Here is a 21,408-nt window from a genome sequence, read left to right as displayed (position 1 = left end):
GTGGACCTCTGTAGTCTGATCGACCGCAACGCGGCGTTCGCGCCAGACAAGACGGCCATCGTCTTCGAGGGGGAGCGGCTGAGCTACGCGGCGTTTGCCGCGCGTATCGAGCAGACCGCCACGGCCTTGAAGCAGGAGCTCGGCGTCGGCCGGGGCGATCGCGTTGCGATGCTCAGCCTGAACCGGCCGGACTATCTGGTTCTGCTCTATGCCTGCGCGCGGCTCGGGGCGATGCTGGTGCCCTTGAACTGGCGGCTGGCGATCGCCGAACAGCTCTTCATTCTCACCGATGCGAGCGCCAAGGTGCTGGTGCTCGAGCAGGCATTTGAGGGAGTTCTTTCCGAGCTCGTGCGGACAGCGCCGGGGACATCCGTTGTCGGCCTCGACTTTGCGCCGCCGCGCGGCACGACTTTCGAAAGCCTGCTGGCGCATAGCGACGGCTCCAGCCGAAATCCGCACACCGACCTCTCTTGCCCGCTCCTCATCGTCTACACATCAGGGACCACCGGCCGGCCGAAGGGCGCGGTGCTGCGTCAGGAAGCGCTGTTCTGGAACGGCGTCATGAGCCAGCACATGCACAACATGACGTCCGACGATCACGTGCTGACGGTGCTGCCGTTGTTCCACGTCGGCGGTCTCAATATCCAGACCACGCCGGCGCTTCAGCTTGGTGCGACCGTCACGATCCACGCCCGCTTCGCGCCGGATACGGCGCTCGCATCGATCGCGCGCGATCGCCCCACGCTGACGGTGATGGTGCCGGCCATCATTCAGGCTGTCAGCGAGCATCCCGCCTGGACCACGGCCGATCTCTCATCGCTCAAGGCCGTGGCCACCGGTTCGACCATCGTGCCGCCGCACCTGATCGACCGCTTTGTCGCGCGCGGCGTTCCCGTGCTTCAGGTTTATGGCTCGACCGAAACCTGCCCCATCGCGATCTATACGCGGCTTGGCGGCGATCTCTCGCGAGAGGGATCAACCGGACTTGCGGGCCTGTGCTGCGAAGCGCAAGTGATTGATCAGGCCGGCCGTGAGGTGCCGGCGGGCACGCCAGGGGAGATCGCTGTGCGCGGCCCCAACGTGTTCTTCGAATATTGGGGGAATGCGGACGCCACGCACGATGCGCTGAACGATGGCTGGTATCGCACCGGCGATATCGGCCTATGCGACGCCGACGGTTACTTCTGGATCCGCGACCGCATGAAGAACTTGATCATTTCCGGCGGGGAGAATGTCTACCCGGCCGAGGTCGAACGCGTCCTGCTGGAACACCCCGACGTCAGCGAATGCGCGGTGATCGGCAGGCCGGACCCGCGCTGGGACGAAGTACCGATCGCTTATGTAATCCGGCGATCCGGCTGTCGGCTCGAAGCGGAGGAACTGAGGGCACATCTCCAGGCGCAGCTTGCGCGCTTCAAGGTTCCGCGCGAGATCGTGTTCGTCACCGACCTGCCGCGCACGGCGCTGGGCAAGGTCCAGCATTTTCTGCTGAAGCAGCTTGACGCGCAGTCGCGCGCACGGGGAGAAGCATCTTGAAGATTGCAGTTCTGGGCGGAGGAAACGGCTCTTTCGCGGCCGCGGGCGATTTTGCGCTGTCGGGACATGAGGTCCGGCTCTGGCGCCGCGACAGGGATCAGGTCGCCGCGCATCGCGCCGACGGCTCGCGCATTCTGGTGAAGGACCATAACGGCCGCCACGACATGAAGCTCGCGCTGGTGACGACCGACATCGCCGAAGCCATGGACGGTGTCGAACTGATCCTGTGCCCTGCCCCCGCCTTCGCACAGCCGGATATTGCAAGGCTCGTCGCACCGCACCTGCGGGACGGCCAGGTTGTGTTTCTGCCGCCCGCGACATTCGGCTCGATGATCTTCGCGAAGGCCGCCCACGACGCCGGCAACCAGGCCAAGGCGAGCTTTGCCGAAACGGGCACGCTGCCCTGGCTCACCCGCAAGCACGGGCCGTTCGAGGTCGCGATCACGATCCGCGCGAAGCGGCTACCGGTTGGCGTCTTTCCGCTCGACCGGGCGCCGCACGCGCTCGACGTGATCGGACGCGCCTTCCCCGACGCAATCGAACCATGCGGAGATGCGCTGTCCGGCGCGCTGATGAATGCAGGTCCGATCATCCATCCGCCACTGATCGTGATGAACGCCGGCCCGATCGAACATTTCGAGCGATGGGACATCCACAAGGAAGGAACCCAAGCCTCGATCCGCCGGGTGACCGACGCGCTCGACGCCGAGCGGATCGCGGTACGGGAGGCGCTCGGCTACGGTGCACCGCATTTCCCGCTCGCTCACCACTACGCGAAGGAGGGCGAAATCTGGATGTATGGTCGCGGCTCGCATGACCGGCTGACGGACTCCGGCGACTGGCGCGAGCGCATCGTGCTGACCGAGCACCGCTACATGCGTGAGGATTTGCGGCTTGGATTGTCGCTGCTGGTGTCCGTCGCCGGCCTCGCGGGCGTGGCTACGCCGCTGGCCGAGGCTTTCCTCGCCATCGGTGGCGCGATCTGCGGTGAGGATTTTGCCCAAGGCGGCCGAACGCTCGATACGCTGGGTCTCGGCGGCCTCGGCAAGGCCGAATTGCAGACGCTGCTTCGCAACGGATTCTGATCGATGACCAGTCGCGCCAACATCGCCTGTCTCGGGGCCGGCCGCATGGGGCGCGGCATCGCCGTCGCGTTCGCCTATGCCGGGCACAGGGTCGCGATGATCGACGTCAAGCCCCGCTCTGCCGAGGACTTCGCCAAGCTGGAGGCGGATGCGCTCGGCGAAGTCAGGAAGACATTCGCGAGCCTCTCGAACCTGGGGCTGCTGACCGCGGCAGATGTCGATCCGCTCATCGCGCGCGTCTCGGTTGTGACGGCTAGCCAGAGCGGCGCAGCGCTTGCCGACGCCGGAATGGTTTTTGAGGGCGTCCCTGAAGTCGTCGAACTCAAGCGGGAGGTGCTGGGGGCGGCCTCAAGACAAGTAAAGCCCGACACGATCATTGCATCGACCACGTCGACCATTCTGGTCGACGATCTGTCCGGCGCGATCATGAACCCTCGCCGCTTTCTCAACGTCCACTGGCTCAACCCGGCCTATCTGATCCCGCTGGTCGAGGTTTCGCCCGGCAAAGCCACCGATCCAGCCATCATCGAGGAGGTCAAGGCGCTGCTTGAAGGGATCGGCAAGGTTCCGGTGGTCTGCGCGGCGACGCCCGGCTTCATCGTCCCGCGCATCCAGGCGCTGGCCATGAACGAGGCCGCGCGCATGGTCGAGGAAGGCGTCGCCAGCGCTGAGGAGATCGACAAGGCGATCCGCTACGGCTTCGGCTTCCGCTACGCCGTGCTAGGGCTGCTCGAGTTCATCGACTGGGGCGGTGGCGATATCCTCTACTATGCGAGCCGTTATCTCGAAGGTGCCCTCGGTAGCGACCGCTATCGCGCGCCGGACGTCATCTCGCGCAACATGCACGAAGGCCGGATCGGCCTGCGAACCGGCGCAGGCTTTCTCGATTATTCCGGGCTCGATGTCGACGCCTATCGGGCAAAGCGGCTTCAGGCCATGGTCGACCTGCTCCGGCATTTCGAGCTGGCTCGCCCGCCAGTGCTCGACCGCGACTAACCGAAGACGTCCTGAAGCACGCCGTCCCGCACAACCGCGACGCCGTCCAGCTCGATAGTGGTTCCCATCATCGGCAGGTCGAAATGACCCGCCGTGTAGCGGCCGGCGAATTCGTTCGCGCCGGTCGAGAACAGGAAATTGCCGGAGACCGCACGTATCTCCGTGCCATTGGTGTCGCGTTGATCGTACATCGACAGTGCTTCATAGCGCGCGCCAGGGTTCATGCCGAAACCGACATGCGATACGGCGTAAGCCTCGCGATCGCCCCAGGCGGCAAGATAAGCACGCATCATTGCGGCATCCGTGCCCTCCCCTTCCAGCTCGACGACGTAATCGTCCTTCAACGTCATCTTCACAGGTGACGTCAGGTAGCGCTTGAATGTCAGGTTGATGTCGCCGGGCGCCATCACCAGCGTACCGTTGATCGTCCCGCTCTTGGGAAAGCTGACGACGATGCCGCCCGGCCAATGCGCGAGCGTGCCGGGCTTGTCGGTCCAGCCCCACACGCCGACCGTTGAAGCACCGACCATGTCCACGTCGAGCGCCGTGCCGGCTTTCGAGGTGACCCGCATCCGCTTGGTCCCGCGCAGCATCTTCGCCGCCGCGCGAACGCGCTTCTCGAGTGCGGGGTCCGGCACCATCCGCTCCAGCGCCTCCGGGTGCTCGTTGGAGATCACCAGGATCCGCGCGCCTGCCTTGAGGATCTCGGGCGTCTCCACCGCGTGCATCAGGCCCTCGATGGTGCAATCAACCACAAAGCCGGCCTGCTGAAGCGCGCTGATTACCGGGCCGAGCCGTTGGATCGCCTCGCTCGCGCCTGTCGAACGAACCGGAACGATATTGCGATTGCGCGGCGTCGGCATCACCACATGAAATGGCCGCGCGCCCATCCGCAGCAGCGCGAGTTCCGCCAGATGTACATTCAGCGCACGCGATTGCGTCTCCGAGAGGATCGCCGCGGTATCGCCGGCCTTGACGGCGCATCGTTCGAAAATCTCACAAAATGCGTCGATCCATTTTGCTTCGATGCGATCAGCCAGCATGGTTCACTCCCGGTATCGTGGTTTCTTGTTCCGTCAGATCACGCTTCGGGAAAGCCCCGTAGGAGGTACGATCGCACGACGCCCAGCAGCGCGTTCAAGATCAACCCGAGCAGCGAGATCGTGATCAGCGGCACGAACATGTCGACGGCCTGGAACGTCCGGGCCGCCGTGACGAGGGCATGACCCAGCCCGTCCGTCGACGTGATCATCTCGGCCAGAAACACCACGATGCAGGAAATGACAAGGCCGATCCGGCAGCCGGTCAGGATCGACGGCATCGCCGCCGGCAGCACCACCTTGAAAAGGACTTCATAGCGCGGCGTTCCCGCCGCCATGGCCGACCAGATCAGCTTCTGCTCGACGGTCGAGGCGCCGTAATAGGTGGACAACAGAATAGGGAACAGCGCATCCGCGGCCACCAGCGTGATCTTCGATCCGTGGCCGAAGCCGAGCAGCAGCAGGAGCGCCGGATAGAGCGCAACCTTTGGCAACGGCGCCAACACGCGGACGATCGGCCGAACCACAGCATCGATCGCGGGACTGGCAGCAGCCGCGATGCCGATGCTGACACCAAGCACGACCGCAATCGCGAAGCCGGCAAACAACCGGATCAAGGTCGCCGCGATCTCCTGCTGAAATGTCCACGTCACGAGCTGCTGGAGCAACCGGCTGAAGACGAACCCGGGCGGCGGCAGCAGGACCGCAGGCGCAAAGCCGAATGACACCAGGCCTTGCCAAACCGCGATCACCAGCACGATTGGCGCGATTCCGAGAAGGACATTTGATGGGAGAATACGCGGCGTCATGAGAAGCTCAGCGGTATGTCGAACTGAGGCTCGGACCAGCGCACAAGCCTTGCGCGGACCCGCTCGAAGATCGCATCGAGGCAGATTCCCATCGCTCCCACGATGATGATCATCGCAAAGACGGTGTCGTACTGACCCATGTCGAGCGCGTTGAACAGGATGTTGCCGGCGCCGGACTGGCGGGCAATCATTTCGCTGGTGATCATTGTGATCAGCGCCAGCACCAAGCCCGTGCGGCATCCAGTCAGGATCTCCGGCAGCGCCGCCGGCAACACGATGCGAACCAACCGTTGCAAGGGCGAGAGCCCCATGGCCGCACCTGACCACAGCATCTTTTCTTCGACCGCCCTGGCGCCCTCGAAGCTATGATAGATCACGGGCAGGCTGACGCCGAGAAAGATCACCAGCGTTTTTGCGATATCACCGACCCCCAGCCACAGCATGATGATCGGCATCAAGGCCGCTTTCGGTACCGGGTAGATCACCATCAGAAGCGGATTGAAGAAGGCCGCAACTGCGCGGCTGCGTCCCATCAGCAGGCCGAGAGGAATCGAAACAAGCACTGCAACACCGAACCCGATTGCCATGCGGCGGAGCGAGGCCAGGATATTGATCAGCGACTCCTTGTCGCCGAGAATATCCGGAATCGCCCGGATCGCCTCGATCGCGGTCGGAAAGCTGTCGTTCTTCAGCGCGATCGAGGCGACCTGCCATATCGCCAGCAGCCCGATGCAGGCGAACACCGGGGCAGCACGTCTGGCGGAGGTAGCCAGCAATGTCATGACGGCGATCCGGTCTCGTCGACCTCGTCGAACATGCGCTCGATGTCGACGACGTACTTCTGGTAGCGCGGATCGAGCAACAGCTCGTTGCGGCGGCGCGGCCGCGGCAGATCGATGTCGATCACCTGCCGGATGCGGCCCGGAGATTTCGACATCATCACGACCTTGTCCGACAGGAAGACGGCTTCGTCCACCGAATGTGTGACGAACAGCACCGTCTTGCGGTCGCGCTCCCAAATGTTCAGGAGATCGTTCTGCAAGCGCGTCCGGGTGTGAGCGTCGAGCGCGCCGAACGGCTCGTCCATCAACAGCACTTCGGGATGGTAGGCGAGCGTTCGAGCCAGCGCCACGCGCTGCTTCATGCCGCCCGACAGCTCCTTGGGATAGAAGTTCTCGTAGCCCTTGAGGCCAACCATCTCGATCAGCGCCCGGCTCTGCGCTTCGGCCTCAGGGGTCCGCACGCCCTGCTGACGCGGCCCGTACATCACATTGCCCAGCACGGTCTTCCAGGGGAAGAGCGCAAACTCCTGGAACACCGGCCCGCGATCAGGACCGGGTCCTGTGATCGCCTGTCCCTTGATCTTCGCCGCGCCACTGGTCGGGCTGACGAAGCCCCCGACGATGTAGAGCAGTGTCGACTTGCCGCACCCCGACGGACCAAGGATGGAGACAAAGGCGCCCTCGTCGATCGTCAGCGAGATCTCCGATAGCGCCAGATGATCCTTGCGCGACGAGGTCTGAAAAACCTGCGAGACGCGGTCGATCTCGATGATCGCAGAAGCCGGCTTTTGTGGCGTCACCGCTCCCACCCATTCGCTCGATCTCGAAGGCACGACCTTCATCCCGTCTCCCACTTCACCCGCGCACGAACGTCGCGCAACTTGTCTGCTGGATGTCCTCCGTCAGCGGCAGGAGCTTAGCAAGAAACTTGCCAGACAGGTTGCCGTTCTCGCACAGGTACGCCGCGTCATTCGAACCAGGGCCATTCTGCCGGCCCCTCATGGGTAACCGCTCCGCCCGGCGCCTGGCCGACCAGTCGCGCATATTTTGCGAGCGCGCCTGCGCGGTGACGCGGCGGACGTGGTTTCCAATCACGTCGGCGCGCCGCGAGCTCCGGCTCGTCGACCAGCATATCCATACGCCGGTTTGCCGCATCAATCCGGATCTTGTCGCCGTCGCGAACGAGGGCCAACGGACCGCCAACGAATGCTTCGGGGGACACGTAGCCGATGCACATGCCGCGGGTCGCGCCGGAGAACCGCCCGTCGGTGATCAGGGCCACCTTTTCGCCCATGCCCTGCCCGTAGATCAGCGCGGTGACGCCGAGCATCTCGCGCATGCCGGGGCCGCCAACCGGCCCTTCGTTGCGGATCACCAGGACCTCACCTGCCTTGTAGCTGCGGTCGCGAACCGCTGCGACACAGGCCTCCTCATCCTCGAAAACGCGCGCAACGCCCTCGAAGGACTGGCTCTTCAAACCTGCGACCTTGATGACCGCACCGTCCGGACAGAGGTTGCCCTTCAGCACCGCGACACCGCCATCCGGCATGATCGGCGCGCTTGCCGCGTAAACGACCTCGCCGTCCGGCGCGTTGGCCGCGCCATATTCTTCGGCAAGCGTCCGGCCGGTGATGGTGATGCAGTTACCGTCGATGTGACCGCTTCTGATCAACTCCTGGATCACTACGGCGGCGCCACCTATGTCGTAGACATCCTTCGCCGTGTATTTGCCTCCGGGCCGCAGGTTTCCGATCAGCGGCGTCCTGGCAAAGACCTCACCGACATCGTCGATCGTGAATACGATGCCGGCCTCGTTCGCGATGGCGGGCAGATGCAGCGCAGCGTTGGTCGAGCCGCCCGTAGCGGCGACGATCGCCGCGCCATTCTCCAGGGATTTCCGCGTCACGATGTCCCGTGGCAGAGGCCCGCCACGTTCCAGCATTTCCATGATCAGCCGCCCGGCGCGTCGCGAGATCTGCGCGCGCTCGGCGTAGACACCGGGCACCATCGAGACGTTGGGGATGGTCAGCCCCACCGCCTCCGATACCATTCCCATGGTGTTCGCAGTAAACTGGCCGGCGCACGCACCGATGGTCGGCAGGCAGGCGCGCTCGATCCGCTCCAGTGTGGCGCCGTCGATCTCTCCGGTCATGAAGCTGCCGACAGCCTCATAGGAGTCGAGCACGGTCAGCGTTCGCCCGTCCACGCGCCCCGGCAGCGAACTGCCGCCGTAGATGAAAATCGACGGCACGTTGCAACGAACCATGCCCATCATCACGCCGGGAAGCGTCTTGTCGCATCCGCCGTATCCGATCAACGCGTCATAGGCGAGACCATGAACGACAGCCTCGATCGAGTCGGCGATCAGCTCGCGCGAAAAGAGGGAGAACTTCATTCCCTCGTGATTCATGCTGATCCCGTCGGAGACCGACACGGTCGAAAATTCGCGCGGCGTGCCGCCGGCCTCCTCGATACCCGTCTTGGCCGCGGCCACCTGGAAGTCGTGGGTCATGTTGCAGGGCGTCTGCTCGCCCTTCATGCTGACAATGCCAACCATCGGCTTAGCGATTGCCGCATCGTCCAGCCCCATTGCGCGCATGAATGCGCGGTGCGGGGCCCGGTCGAGGCCGTCGGTCGTTATCCGTGATCGCAACTTCTTCATATTTGCATCATCTTCGTGCGATGTCCCGCACGCGGCGGGACATTGCCACTTCGTCTCTCAAAAGACGGCGCGAACACTTATTGCAGCGGTGCGACGATCGTCGGATGTTTGAATTGTCCGACGTCGAGCTTCGGCAGCATTCCTGTCTCCGCGTAGATGTCCAGCATCTTCTGGATCGCGGGGAAGTTCGGCGCCGCCCCCGGATCGCGGCCAAAGTCGTTGTCCTTGAGCAGGTAGGTCTCGAGCACCGGAACAGGCGCTTTCAGCACCTCGGACACGACCTTCAGGGTCTCTTCGCGGTTCGCCAGCGCCTTCTTCATGCCCGAAGTGATGTCGCGGACATAGGCTTTGACCAGCTCCGGGTTCTTGTCGACGAAATCGGCACGGCAGGCTTCCAGGATGTGCACGATGTTCGGCATCGCCTGGGACAGCGAGAACAGTTTCCTTGTGCCACCCTTTGCTTCAGCGCGGGCGGCAAACGGCTGATTCATGTTGACCGCGTCGACGCGGCCCTGGCGCAACGCGTCCTCGGAGACGGCAAAGCCGACCTCGACCAGCTTGATATCCTTGGCCGGATCGACGCCATTCTGCTTCAGGAGCAGGTTGAAAGGCCCTTGCGTGCCGCCGCCGATCACGGAAATGCCGACGGTCTTGCCCTTGAGATCGGCAATGGTCTTGATTGGCGAGTCATCCATGACAGCCCAGTAGACCGAGAAGCCGCCGGGCTTCTCAAAGACGTGCTGAGCCACGATATAAGCCTTGAGATTGCCGCCGACCACACCGTTGGAGAGCGACAGCGGCGCCTGCGTCGCGCAATCCAGTGCGCCTGCCGCCAATGCCTGCGTCATCGGCGCGGTGCCCTGAAATTGGGTCCATTCAATGTTGTAGGTCTTGCCGATATTGGGAAATTCAGCCGGCCTGCGCATCATCCAGTATTTGGATTCCTCGGCCGGGATGGTCCAGCCAACGCGGATCGTCTGCTGCGCCCGTGAGGGGCTTGCGCCCGTAATCAGGGCCGCCACCGCCCCCGTCGCCAGCATCAACCTCGAAACCGTTCGCATCGCGCCCACTCCGTTGCTCCGGCGCCGACCGGCACCACCCAACCCGACCGGCCCAAATGTTTCATGGTTCAAACAATCAGGCAAGCCATGCAAGCGGTCCGGTTTCGCCGCGGGACGCGCCATGTATGGTAAAGCGGCGGTCGCGTGACGTTGTGCTGCGACAGGAGGAGGCAACCTATGGCTGATGCGAGCAAGGCAAACCCGCAACGCGACGAGCGGTTCGGCTATCTCGGCCTTGGACTCATGGGAACGCCCATGACCCGGCGCCTGCTCAAGGCCGGCTATCAGGTCAGTGTTTGGAACCGATCAGAGGGCAAGGTCGCTCCACTCGTCGAAGCTGGCGCAAGGCACGGAGCCAGGCCCCGCGACGTTATGGCGAGCTCGGACATCGTCTTCATGTGCGTGACGGATGCCGCGGCCGTGGAAGAGGTGATTTTCGGAGCCGAAGGTCTTTCAACCGCTCCCGGCGCGGGCAAGCTCGTCGTCGACTTCTCGTCAATCCATCCCGACGCCGCGCGCGACCTCGCAACGCGACTGAAAGCTGCGAACGGCGCAGGCTGGATCGATGCACCGGTGTCCGGTGGCACCAAGGGCGCCGAGGAAGGCACGCTTGCCATCATGGCCGGTGGAGACGCTTCCGACATCGAGAGGGTGAGGCCCTATGTGCTGACTATGGCCCGCAGGTTCACTCACATGGGCCCCACCGGCGCCGGCCAGACCGCAAAGCTCTGCAACCAGGTGATCGTCGGATGCGCGATGGCCGTTCTCGCGGAAGCAACGCGTCTCGCCGTGAACGCCGGAATTGATGCCAATCGGCTGCCCGAAGCGCTCGCGGGCGGATTTGCGGATTCGATCCCGCTTCAGCTCTTCGTCCCGAGGATGGTCCAGGGCATTCACTCACCGCCGCTCGGCCATATCGCCACGATGCTCAAGGACCTCGATACGGTTGCCGATGTCGCGCAGACGACGTCGACACCGGTGCCGATGGCTACGCTTGCGGGACAGCTCTTCAGGCTGGCCAAGGCCGCGCGAGGCGCGGATGCGGACGCGCTGGAGATCTACAAGCTTTCAGCAACAGAATATTGAGCCACAGGGTGCGACCTGAAACGCGTTACGGTGTTTTCTTGCGTTCATCGTTGGCCACGAACCGGCCATACGCCCCGCGTGCAAACAGCAATGTATCCTTGGCATTGTAGGCATAGGCCTCGACCGCCCCAAGAAAGATCACATGATCGCCGCCATAATAGCGGTTGACGGAACGGCATTGAAAATTGGCGACGCTCTCGGCAAGCACGGGAGCGTTGCCGAGCCCCGGCGTCCAGTCGACGCCAGCGAATTTATCGTCGGACGATTTCGCGAATATATTTGCGAGCGCCTGTTGCGAAGCGCCGAGCACGTGGACGGCAAAATGGCTCGCGTTCTGAAACACGGTCAGGCTCGAAGAATAAACTCCGAGGCTCCAGAGGACGAGAGGAGGATTCAAGGAGACCGATGCAAAGGAATTGCAGGTGATGCCATAGGGTCTTCCGTCGGGGGCCACGGCAGTGATGATCGTGACGCCTGTTCCGTAGGTGCCGAGCGCGCTGCGAAAATCACGGGGATCAATTGGCGAGCTGTCGCTCGCGAGCTCGTTGGCTGGATCTGGAACGGCCGGCTGCTTCGGCAGATCATTCATCGGCCGGCCTCACAGCGTGAGATTCTCGGACGGCAGGCCCAGTGCCACGCGTCCATAATTGGTCCCGGCCGCATCGAAATTGAATGCGAGATGCGAGTTGATCGCGTGCGCATCGCGAAACTGCCGCTGCAACACGCCCGCCGTGAAGAGCCCGCGCGCCCCGCTCGCCGCAAATAGCATTGAGACCGCGTCGGTACATAGATTGACCGAGAAAGCACCGTCACGTCGGTACCTGGTCTTGGTCGCCATGTCTGGAATGTGGCTGCGTCGTGCATCCTCCATGGCATCGATACACGCCGAACGCATGGTCCGACGTGCAGCATCGATCTTGGCCGAGGCCTCCGCGATCTTGATCTGCGTGCTTTGGAAGTCGCTCAGCTTGGCGCGGTTGTAGGTGGAAATGCGATGACGGACGACCTCGATATAGTCGTTCAGGCACGCCTGCGCGTTCCCCAGCGCGACGCCGGACAGGACGTAGGGAAACAGCGAGAACACGGGTAGCGCGTATAACGGATTGGGATTGACCTTGCTTCCGGGCGTCGGGCCGCCGGCAAGCTCACCGACGGCAACCGTCATATGGTCGGCCACGAAGGCTTCCCTGACCTCCACGTCGCAAGACCCCGTACCGCGCAATCCTGCGACATTCCAGGTGTCGAGCACCTTGTAGTCATGTTTCGGAAGCAAGAAGATCCGGTATTCGATGCCGTCTGCTTCGTCATCAGAGGAAACCACGCTTGCGAGCATGTTCCATTCGCAAGACGCAACGCCCGAGGAGAACGGCCAGCTTCCGTGCAATTGGTATCCGCCCTCGACCCTCGTGGCGCGGCCCGCAGGAAAGATGAATGAGGATGCAATCAGCACATCCGGGTCGCTGCCCCAGACCAGATCCTGCGCCTTTTGCTCGAACATGCCGAGCATCCAGTGATGGCTCGCCAGATTGGCGAGATTCCAGGCCGCCGACGCGTCCGCTTGTCCGAGAAGATCGGCGCAATCAATCAGGGCGACATAGTCGAGTTCGGCGCCACCAATGCGCTTGGGCTGGAGCATCCGGAACAGGCCGGAGTCGTGCAGATCCCGTTCGGTCTCCGGCGGAAGGTAGCGTAGCTCTTCGGTTCGGGCCGCCCGTTCTCGCAGTCGTGGCACGAGCGCCCGAGCCTTCGCGATCATTGCCGCATAGGCGCGTTCGCCGGATTCCGGCCCCGCAGGCTGGCCCACGCTGGGTTCTTGACCAGGCGCCATTCGCATCCCTCGCTTTCCCACACTTATGCGGCGGGAACCTTGCCAAATCAAGCCGATGCAACACTAACACAATGGCGTCGCCCTGAACCCGGGCTGCTTGAAAGGATGCGATGTCGCGACCAGCCGTGTCGCAAAGCAGCGATCGGTACGCCGCGAGCCCGCCCCTCAAGGTTAACCACTCGGGCTCAAACCCCGGGCTTGCCGGATCCAAAGACCCCCCTCTGGGTGAGCTCCGTGATCCGACGCTGGTCGTAACCCAGCGTGTCGCGCAAGACGTTCTCGGTATGCTCGCCCAACAGGGGGGCGGCAACCGGATCAATCGCGCCGGTCAGACTCATGGAAATCGGCGTTTCGATGTTGGGGACCCAGTCCGCCGTAGGATGCGGAATCCGGCTCAAGCGATGGCGGTCGCGGGCCTCGGGCGCGTTAAAGCCCTCTTCGACGGTGCGGAGATAGCCGACCGGAATGTTGGCCAGCTTCATTTTCGCCATCCAGTTCTCGAGGGTATCGCTCGCAAAGACCTCCGCAATGGCTGCCCGCAAGAGCTCCTTGTTCTCGGAGCGTGCTTTGCGCGTCGCAAATTGCGGATCGGTGATGAGGTCGGGCCGGTTCAGCACCTCGACGACCAGCCGGCGATAGAGCCGGTCGTTGGCGCAGGCCATGTAGAGCGGTCCATCGGAAGCCTCGTAGACGCCGACGGTGGGAGACCCGCTCGGCGAATTGCCGAACCGTCCGGGGTTCTCACCGTTGATCAGATAGGCCATGCCGTAGAAGCTCGTCATCGCCATGGCGATGTCGAACAGGGCCACCTCGACATGCTGGCCGCGGCCGAACCGATCCCGCGCCAGCAGGGCCAGAAGGATAGCGTTGCAGGCCGTCATCCCGGTCGCAATATCCACGATGGGCGGGCCGGTGCGGACTGGAGGACCGTCGGCAAATCCGTTGAGCGACATGAAGCCGCTTTCCGCCTGTGTGATCGGGTCAAAACCGGGACGCGAAGCGAACGGCCCGGTGCGCCCATAGGCGGAAATCGAGCAATAGACCAGCCGAGAATTGCGCGGCGCGACCGCTTCGTAGTCGAGGCCAAATTTCTTCATGACCCCGCTCGAAAAATTCTCGACGACCACGTCGGCTTTGCGGATCAGATCCAGCGCGATCTCGCGAGCTTCGGGCACGGCGAGGTCGAGTGCGATACCGCGCTTGTTGCGGTTCAGGCTCAGATAAGCGGCGCTCTCGCCGCCGGTTTCGGCGTGTTCATACGCGCGCGTGTCGTCGCCGCCGTCCGGGTTCTCGATCTTGATGACGCGCGCGCCGAAATCGGCAAGCGTCTGGGTGCACGCCGGCCCAGCAACCACCCGCGTGAAATCGACGACCAGCAGACCATCGAGCGCCGTAGGCCCTCCCGCCACTCGCGACGAACGTTCCGGCAATTGAGGCTTGGTGGACATCGATAGCGCTCCCTTACATCGGCTTATAATCGCCGAATTTCCTGCAAGGGGAAACTTAAAGCCCGGCGCCGCCGACTTCGCAAGTGCTTCAGCCACATCGTCTGAAAACGCAAAAAGGGCCCGGCAGCTGTCAAGCTGCCGGGCCTCTCGACATTATGGGCGTGCAGGCCTGCACCGCGTCTCGCGCGCCCAGTTCTACGCCGCGAACGCCGCGTTCCGCATCACGGGAAACACCGGCTCCCCAACTCAGCGCAGCCGCTTTCGCCAGTAAAGCGGATGCGACCAAGTCCAGGGTACCTCGGGCTCATAGAGCCGATAGCCGGGTTGTCCGTTGTATCCGAGACGATGCTGCCACATCCGATGCGCCGCCCCCTCGCCTCGATCGCCCGCATCAGCCTGAGTTGAAGCCCCCGCCCCCAATGTCGACGTAGGACACCGACCTGGAGAAGTACCCGCTGTTTCGCGCATACGTCGACGTCAGAACGCCGGCGAAGGCGACCGGATCATCATTGTGATAGGCGAGCCACAACGTACCCAACTCGAATTGCGGCATGACGGCACAATCGAAGAATGTGAGCCGGTGCAGATCGCCGAGGGTCTCGGCGGTCTCCTCGTCGTCCGCATGGACCATGCGAATTCTGTACATCGAATGCCCCATACATCGGTTGCCCAACGGGACTGGCTGCTCCTGAGCGCGAACGACGGCGGCCTCGCGCCGTGTACATCTATTTGCCCAATACGACCTTGACGCCGAGCCAGACAGCCCCCATCAGACCGGTGGCAATCACCGTGATCACCACCTTGAATGTGTAGCTTTGCGCCTGCTCCACACTCTTCCGCCAGCGTCGCAGGTGCTGAAAATCCGCCCGCAGCTCCTTCCGGTCATCATCTTCGATTCCAAAAGAAGCCAGCACCGACGCCACCGCCTTCAATACGATCGCATCGATGCTCTCCTGCTGGAATCTGTGCTGCTCAGCCAGCGTTTCGACGACAAGTGCCTTGATTTCGTCTTCCGGCATCTTCACCGCTTGATGATCCTTGCAACATTTTCGAAGCCGCGCTTGGCGAAGTAGAAGGAGACCACGAGATTGGCGGTAATCGCCGCAAAGCCCGCCAGAGCATCAGTGGAGCCAAAGCCAAGAACAGACCGGGAGCTTTGCGAAATAGAGCGCCACGCAATAGCCCATCAGCTTGCCCGGCTCGTACCAGTGCCCGATCTCCGCACCCCAAAGGTCGCAGCGGCGCGGCGCACGTTGCTCGCGCCGCGGGCCGGCACGTTCGCGCGTGCACGGCCAGCAATGGTTCGGACGACGGCGCGCCGATCGGCGCTCCAGGTTTGTCGAGTGCGTGGCCGCAATGCGTTGCCGCCGTCCGATTCCGATCGAGAACGAAAAAACCCGCGGCGGATGCTCTCCGCGCGGGTCAATCAAACTCGTCTCGATGATGTCATTCTGCCGGTGTCTTGCCCGACGAGTCAAATCCTGTGTTGAACGAAATTGTCGTCACACCAGGTGGACATGAAAAAGCCCGCCGCGGATTGTCCCGCGCGGGCCGAACCAAACTCGTTTCGATGATGGCATTCTGCCAGTGTCTTGCCCGACGTGTCAAACACCGTGGGCCGCAACAGGAGAATGACCTTCCTCCCACTTAAATATGTGGTGCGCCAGGGGCTTGCTTCAAGTCCCCGACCTTCGCGTACAACCCCCGCCCGAGCAACAAGTCGAGGGATCACGACATGCCCGTACTGCTTCCGACATCCCGCTCACGCGGCCGGACCGAGCAAGCCCGCGCCGGCAACCCAGCGCCGACCGATCATGCCGTGGTGATCGCCGGCGGCGGCCCGACCGGCCTGATGCTGGCCGCCGAGCTCGCGCTCGCGGAGGTCGACGTCGCCATCGTCGAGCGGCGCGCGGATCAGGCCCTCGTCGGCACGCGCGCCGGCGGGTTGCACGCCCGCAGCATCGAGATCCTCGATCAGCGCGGCGTCGCGGATCGCTTCCTGCGCGAAGGGCAAGTCACGCAGCTCGCCGGCTTCGCCTGGACCAGGCTCGACATCAGCGACCTCCCCACCCGCCACGCTTACGGGCTGGCGCTGCGGCAGAGCCACATCGAGCGCATCCTGGCCGACTGGGTCGGCGAGCTCGCGGTCCCGATCTATCGGAACTTCGAGGTGACGGGCTTCGTTCAGGACGAGACCGGCGTCAACGTCGCGCTGTCCGGCGGCGAGACGTTGCGGGCGAACTATCTGGTCGGCTGCGACGGCGGCCGCAGCCTGGTGCGCAAGACCGCCGGCATCGATTTCGTCGGCTCTGGTCCCACGCTCAGCAACCTCATGGCCGAGGTCGAGATGAGCGAGGCGCCGGCCTGGGGCCTGCGTCACGACGCGCTCGGCTTTCACGGCCTCAGCAAAACGGAGAGCGGGCGCGTGCTGGTCGTCGTGACGGAAGCGACACTCGACCGCAGCGGCGAGCCCACGCTTTCCGATCTCAGCGAGGCCCTCGTCGCCGTCTACGGCAACGACTCCGGCCTCAAGAATCCCGCCTGGATCGCCCGCTTCACCGATGCGGCGCGGCAGGCCGCCTCCTATCGCAGGGGACGCGTGCTGCTCGCCGGCGATGCCGCGCATATCCATCACTCCGTCGGCGGCCAAGGCCTCAACACCGGCGTGCAGGATGCCGTCAATCTCGGCTGGAAGCTGGCGCAGGTCGTCAAGGGCACGGCACCCGGCAGCCTGCTCGACAGCTACCATGCCGAACGCCATCCCGTTGCCGCGCGCGTGCTGCGCAACACCATGGCGCAAATCGCCCTGCTCCGCCGCGGCGACGACAGCCTCAAGGCCGCGCGTGAGGTGGTGTCCGACCTGCTCGGCATGGACGAGCCGCGCAAGCGCTTTGCCGCGATGATGAGCGGCCTCGACATTCGCTACGATCTCGGCGAGGGCCATCCGCTGCTTGGGCGCCGCATGCCCGACCTCGACCTCGTCACACCAGGCGGTTCGCAAAGACTGTTCACCCTGCTGCAGGGCGCGCGTCCCCTGCTGCTCAATTTTGACAAGCCGGGCTGCATCGCCATCGCACCCTGGGCGGATCGCGTCGGCGTCGTCGACACCAGCTACCAGGGCCCCTGGGAGCTGCCAGCGATCGGGCCGGTCGCAGCGCCCGAAGCCGTATTGGTGCGACCCGACGGACACGTGGCGTGGACGGGCGACGCGCGCCAGCGCGGGCTTGAGGACGTGCTGACACTATGGTTCGGGCCGGCAGCGCGACATAGCAAACCGAACTCATGCGCCCCCTCGAAACGAACAAAGCCCGCGGCATCCCCGCGGGCTTGATCCAAATTCATTTCGACGATGCCATTCTGCCAGTGTTTTGCCCGACGAGTCAAACCTTGGCTGCCAGCACACCCTCCAGGATGTCCGGTTTGCATTCTCGAGTGGACGCAAGGTCAGTTACCCGCCTTGTCAGCGAAGGGCCACTTTCGGACTCATGCGCCGCAACAAAAAGCGCCTTCAATATCGCCCCTCGATCATCAATATCCGGGATATATTCGGGGGATACTGACCGCTTTGTGAGAGATGATCCAATGGAGCCCATCAGTGCAGATCTTTCCACGATACTAAACCGCATCCTTGATACGGCGGCAGATAATCTCAGGATTGCAAAGATTCTCGTTCAAATGGGGCTTGATCCCAACAACATCACCTACGACGCACTGTTTGATCGGCTGCTGGAAATTGTGTTGGCCAACATCACGCTCGCCAACATGTTTGCCTTGGTCGGCGCAATCTTCTTTGTCGCTACCTTGCTGATGCAGAGAATGGTGCCGCTGCGGGTCGCGAATATGGTCGGCTGTGCATTCTTCGCAACCTTTGGCGCGCTTTCCGGAAGCGTCGCCACCTTTCTGCTTTATCTGCTGTTGCTGCCGGTCAATGCCCTTCGTCTCCGTCAACTGCTCAGGCTCGTTAAGAAGGCACGTAACGCGACGCAAGGTGACATGTCGATGGAATGGCTCAAACCGTTCATGACCGAACGCAGATATCGCCATGGCGACCGATTATTTAGGAAGGGTGATGCGGCGGCCGAAATGTTTCTCACCGTCACCGGGAAGTTTCTCGTCAAAGAAATCGGCGTCGAGCTTCCCCCAGGGCGTCTCATGGGAGAACTTGGCTTCCTTGCGCCCGATAAGCGACGAACCGGAACGGTCGAGTGCATAGAAGACGGACAAGTCCTGACTATAACTTATGAAAGGTTGCTTGAAATCTACTTTCAAAGTAATCAGCAATTCGGCTACTACATCCTCCTCCTCACCAGTCAGCGTCTGCTGGAAAACAACCAGCGCCTCCAGGAAAACATCTCGCGGCTGGAAGCAACTCTCGCGCAGGAGAAAGCGGCGCGACAGACCCCAGCCGCGGATGGCACGGCTTAAAACTTGGCTCTTGATTGCTCCACTATTGGTGACAGAACTGTCGCGACGCGGTGCAGGTCTCGCGAGGCAACGACGTCCGCTCGGGGTCATGAGCGCCCTTCGGAGGGGCGGCCTGTTGCTTCCGGTTTACCCCCATGAGCCGACGGCCGGGGACGCTGCTTAGACTTCGCATTTGGGCCAGCAGGCGACATCAAAGCGAGCGCATGAAGCATCTTCTGGCGCGCTCATCGCCGAGCTGAGTGCAGCAGGCCAACAACTCAATGGACAGCGCCCGGGTGCTCGGTCGACGCAACAGACTGCAGTCACAACGATTTCGCGTGGAACGCCACTTGCGGCCGTCACTCACCGACCCCACACCAGTCGGCAGCCGCTTCGTATTCGACGGTAGCTACCTCGATTGGAGCCAACCTGCGCTGCTCTCGTGGAATTCGAAGCAGAACGAGTTATCTACAGGGATTGCTGGTCCCGCTCGCATGCACGGCGCCATTTCCAATGCCCCCTCGGTACTCCAGTTGGCACCCTTTCGGCACCGGCCTGCATCCTTGCATGTCACAGAAGATCTGGCCACTCGCCTGCTGCTTTGTCGGCGCGCTTTCGGTCTGCCTTCGTTCCTGATCTCGCTTCGCCTCATCTCGCGTTGCGACGGGCTTCTTGTCCTGTACCTTCTCGCATTCATTGTCGCCATTGACGCGATAGCCGGCGCGGCAAGCGATCTTCACGCATGCGTCGCCATCCGCCTTAAAGCCATGGTCGCAAACCAGCGGGCAGACGCGACCCGGCTTGGCCTTGATGGCGTCGAGCACGTCGAAGCTTGCGAGCTTGGTGTCGAATGTCATCCCGGCATACTTGTTGAACAGCGTCAGCGAGCGCTGTGACGAGGCGTTCCAGTCGCCGTCCGCTGCGGCCGTCAGGCAGCCGACGCGGCGCAGCTCCGACTGGACCAGCTTCGTCCCCTCCTGCGGCGACATTGCCGGAGGAGTTGTGGTGGGGGCGACCGCCGCCACCTTCTGCTCCGCGGCGACGGCGGCTTGCTTCTCTGTTGCCTGCTTCGCGGCGAGCTCGGCTGCGGCCTTGTCGCTGGCGAGCTTGTCAACCAAGGCCTTCTCGGCGGCTTGCTTATCAGCCAGCGCCTTGGCCGCGTCGGCTTCCGCTTCCTTGCGCCGCTGTTCGGCTGCGGCGGCCTTGGCCTCCTCGATCTGCTTGGCCTTCTCAGCCGCGAGCTGCGCATCCTCGGCCGCTTTGGCGGCGGCCGCCGCTTTGTCCTGTTCGGCCTTCCTGGCGCGCTCAGACGCCAGCCGCGCCTTTTCCTCTTCTGCCTGGCGGGCCTTGTCCGCTGCCGCAGCACGGGCGTCCTCGGCGGCAATCCTGCTCAATTGCCCCTTGGCGAGGCTCGCGTAGAAGCCGTCCGGGTATCTTGCCAGGAAAGCCGACCACACCTCCCTCGTGCCGATCTGCAGAGCCAGTTCATAGTCCCGGCGGATCGCATCGTCTGGGCTCGCCTGCGGCCCGGTCCCAGTTGGCTTTGCCGGCACCAGCGGGACATCATTGCCGCCGAGTGAGCCGTAGACATAGGGCTCCTGCTTGTAGCTGGTGTTCTTCAAGACGTCGTCGCGCACGAAGCCGAACGCCTTGCGCAGATCAAGACCGGGTGTCGGCCGTCGCTCGACCAGTGCTGCGGCAAACGGACTGTTCTTGGCATCCCCGTCCGACGCCGTCGAGCCGGCCTTGGCGGCGAAGGCGATCATGGTGTTCGGGCTTGTCGGCTCGACCTTGGCAAGGCCGCGTCCGACCGCGCGAGCAGCCACAGTTCGCTTCATCGTCTTGGCGAAGGGATTGTCGCGGCAGGCGTCCAGAATGATGAGCCGAAGCTGCTTCGCGGGCTCGACAGCGAATAGCGCCCGATCAAGCGCCACAGTTTCGTCCAGAACGTCGCTGTCCGTGTCTAAGGCCGCATCGGTCGGGATCAGGTAATTCGTCCCCTCCAACTCGATGCCGTGGCCGGCATAGTAAATGACGGCGACCTCAGCCTCTCGTGCTCGTCCACCAAAGTCGCGCAGAGCCTTGCGCATCTCGGTAGCATTGAGATCGGTCTTGATCTCAATCCAGTCGAACCCGGCCTTTTTAAACATGCTGCCGACTAAGTCTGCATCGTTTGCGGGATTGGCAAGTCGCGGCACGCTCTTATAGGCGGAATTGCCGATCACCAACGCAACGCGGCGCTCGGCGTGGGCTGAACCGCAGGTCAGCCAGATGAAAAACACCAATGAAAACCAGCGAAATGCGCCCATGGTAGCCCCGATAATATGAGCGCAGGGTAAGCGGAGCCTGTCAAAAGGCAAGCTTCGACTCCGTGATGGCCGTCACGTTCATTCGGGCGACGGCGGCTACGGGTCATTTGCGACCGACATGGGTTATCCGCTCCATGTCCGATCTATCCCCGATAGCGACCGAACGGCGGACGCGCCCAGACCATGCGGGTGGTAGCAGAGCAGCGCGAGATCGGCGAGCACGGCATCACTTTAGGGCGCGGGCTCTTAAGTCCGATCAGCCGGCGAAAGCATGCCACTCCCAGAGCCTTCACAAGCCTAGGCCGGAAGCCAGTCTTGATATGCGTCAATCTGTCGGAGCGCAAAGCGGCTAGTAGTAAAGC

The 21,408-nt window shown here is 63.0% G+C and carries 17 protein-coding genes and 1 pseudogene; 6 read left to right on the top strand and 12 right to left on the bottom strand.

Annotation, left to right across the window (positions count from 1 at the left end):
- Genes WN73_RS15725 through WN73_RS15715 form a run of 3 tightly spaced genes read left to right on the top strand, consistent with a single transcriptional unit; the run spans position 1 to position 3,617 of the window.
- Positions 1-1,536: a class I adenylate-forming enzyme family protein gene (locus tag WN73_RS15725; protein ID WP_271553641.1), complete on the top strand. Its 1,536-nt coding sequence runs from the start codon at positions 1-3 to the stop codon at positions 1,534-1,536.
- Positions 1,533-2,621: an NAD/NADP-dependent octopine/nopaline dehydrogenase family protein gene (locus WN73_RS15720; RefSeq protein ID WP_271553640.1), complete on the top strand. Its 1,089-nt coding sequence runs from the start codon at positions 1,533-1,535 to the stop codon at positions 2,619-2,621. Before WN73_RS15725 ends, WN73_RS15720 begins: the two co-directional genes overlap by 4 nt.
- Before the next feature lie 3 nt (positions 2,622-2,624).
- A complete protein-coding gene (locus WN73_RS15715) occupies positions 2,625-3,617 on the top strand; it encodes a 3-hydroxybutyryl-CoA dehydrogenase (protein WP_271553638.1) in 993 nt (330 codons plus the stop codon).
- On the opposite strand, the gene WN73_RS15710 is transcribed toward WN73_RS15715, so the two are convergent.
- The 6 genes from WN73_RS15710 to WN73_RS15685 all read right to left on the bottom strand — a co-directional run bounded on the left by WN73_RS15710 (position 3,614) and on the right by WN73_RS15685 (position 9,971).
- The gene (locus tag WN73_RS15710; protein WP_011088829.1) at positions 3,614-4,660 is read right to left on the bottom strand and encodes a hypothetical protein; all 1,047 of its coding nucleotides are present in this window, start codon (positions 4,658-4,660) and stop codon (positions 3,614-3,616) included. The two genes, WN73_RS15715 and WN73_RS15710, sit on opposite strands and share 4 nt — an antisense overlap.
- Positions 4,661-4,698: 38 nt before the next feature.
- A complete protein-coding gene (locus WN73_RS15705) occupies positions 4,699-5,466 on the bottom strand; it encodes an ABC transporter permease (protein ID WP_011088830.1) in 768 nt (255 codons plus the stop codon).
- Entirely contained in the window at positions 5,463-6,248 is a 786-nt protein-coding gene (locus tag WN73_RS15700; protein WP_028174454.1) for an ABC transporter permease, read from the bottom strand. The genes WN73_RS15705 and WN73_RS15700 overlap by 4 nt, the downstream gene beginning before the upstream one ends.
- Complete coding sequence (locus WN73_RS15695) at positions 6,245-7,090, bottom strand: ABC transporter ATP-binding protein (protein WP_028174453.1); 846 nt, start codon at positions 7,088-7,090, stop codon at positions 6,245-6,247. Before WN73_RS15695 ends, WN73_RS15700 begins: the two co-directional genes overlap by 4 nt.
- 125 nt (positions 7,091-7,215) lie before the next feature.
- Positions 7,216-8,910 carry a dihydroxy-acid dehydratase gene (gene ilvD / locus WN73_RS15690; RefSeq protein ID WP_271553634.1) on the bottom strand — a complete coding sequence of 565 codons (1,695 nt, stop codon included), beginning with the start codon at positions 8,908-8,910 and terminating at the stop codon, positions 7,216-7,218.
- A 77-nt stretch (positions 8,911-8,987) separates the two neighbouring features.
- On the bottom strand, positions 8,988-9,971 hold the full coding sequence (locus tag WN73_RS15685; protein ID WP_271553663.1) for an ABC transporter substrate-binding protein: 984 nt from the start codon (positions 9,969-9,971) through the stop codon (positions 8,988-8,990).
- A 177-nt stretch (positions 9,972-10,148) separates the two neighbouring features.
- Between WN73_RS15685 and WN73_RS15680 the strand changes: the two genes are divergently transcribed.
- Entirely contained in the window at positions 10,149-11,057 is a 909-nt protein-coding gene (locus tag WN73_RS15680; RefSeq protein WP_179883811.1) for an NAD(P)-dependent oxidoreductase, read from the top strand.
- A gap of 25 nt (positions 11,058-11,082) precedes the next feature.
- Here WN73_RS15680 and WN73_RS15675 read toward each other — a convergent pair whose 3' ends face one another.
- The 5 genes and pseudogenes from WN73_RS15675 to WN73_RS15655 all read right to left on the bottom strand — a co-directional run bounded on the left by WN73_RS15675 (position 11,083) and on the right by WN73_RS15655 (position 15,358).
- Positions 11,083-11,646 (bottom strand): flavin reductase family protein, encoded by a 564-nt coding sequence (locus tag WN73_RS15675; RefSeq protein ID WP_011088836.1) that lies wholly within the window; start codon positions 11,644-11,646, stop codon positions 11,083-11,085.
- A 9-nt stretch (positions 11,647-11,655) separates the two neighbouring features.
- The gene (locus WN73_RS15670; RefSeq protein WP_060908323.1) at positions 11,656-12,885 is read right to left on the bottom strand and encodes an acyl-CoA dehydrogenase family protein; all 1,230 of its coding nucleotides are present in this window, start codon (positions 12,883-12,885) and stop codon (positions 11,656-11,658) included.
- Between the two features lie 185 nt (positions 12,886-13,070).
- A complete protein-coding gene (locus tag WN73_RS15665) occupies positions 13,071-14,333 on the bottom strand; it encodes a CaiB/BaiF CoA transferase family protein (RefSeq protein WP_271553660.1) in 1,263 nt (420 codons plus the stop codon).
- 246 nt (positions 14,334-14,579) lie between these two features.
- Positions 14,580-14,979, bottom strand: a pseudogene (locus WN73_RS15660) (GNAT family N-acetyltransferase).
- 79 nt (positions 14,980-15,058) lie between these two features.
- Entirely contained in the window at positions 15,059-15,358 is a 300-nt protein-coding gene (locus tag WN73_RS15655) for a hypothetical protein (protein WP_271553631.1), read from the bottom strand.
- Positions 15,359-16,068: 710 nt separating this feature from the next.
- Here WN73_RS15655 and WN73_RS15650 point away from each other — a divergent pair.
- Both WN73_RS15650 and WN73_RS15645 read left to right on the top strand, forming a co-directional pair.
- Positions 16,069-17,664 carry an FAD-dependent monooxygenase gene (locus tag WN73_RS15650; protein ID WP_271553629.1) on the top strand — a complete coding sequence of 532 codons (1,596 nt, stop codon included), beginning with the start codon at positions 16,069-16,071 and terminating at the stop codon, positions 17,662-17,664.
- Between the two features lie 251 nt (positions 17,665-17,915).
- Positions 17,916-18,758 carry a Crp/Fnr family transcriptional regulator gene (locus WN73_RS15645; RefSeq protein WP_097532518.1) on the top strand — a complete coding sequence of 281 codons (843 nt, stop codon included), beginning with the start codon at positions 17,916-17,918 and terminating at the stop codon, positions 18,756-18,758.
- A gap of 443 nt (positions 18,759-19,201) precedes the next feature.
- Here WN73_RS15645 and WN73_RS15640 read toward each other — a convergent pair whose 3' ends face one another.
- Complete coding sequence (locus WN73_RS15640; RefSeq protein ID WP_271553628.1) at positions 19,202-21,046, bottom strand: caspase family protein; 1,845 nt, start codon at positions 21,044-21,046, stop codon at positions 19,202-19,204.
- Positions 21,047-21,408: the final 362 nt, after the last annotated feature.

Origin of the sequence: Bradyrhizobium sp. CCBAU 45394, from assembly GCF_028128655.1 — a bacterium.
GTDB classification, from domain to species: Bacteria; Pseudomonadota; Alphaproteobacteria; order Rhizobiales; family Xanthobacteraceae; genus Bradyrhizobium; species Bradyrhizobium diazoefficiens.
This window is presented reverse-complemented; position numbering and strand designations above follow the sequence as displayed.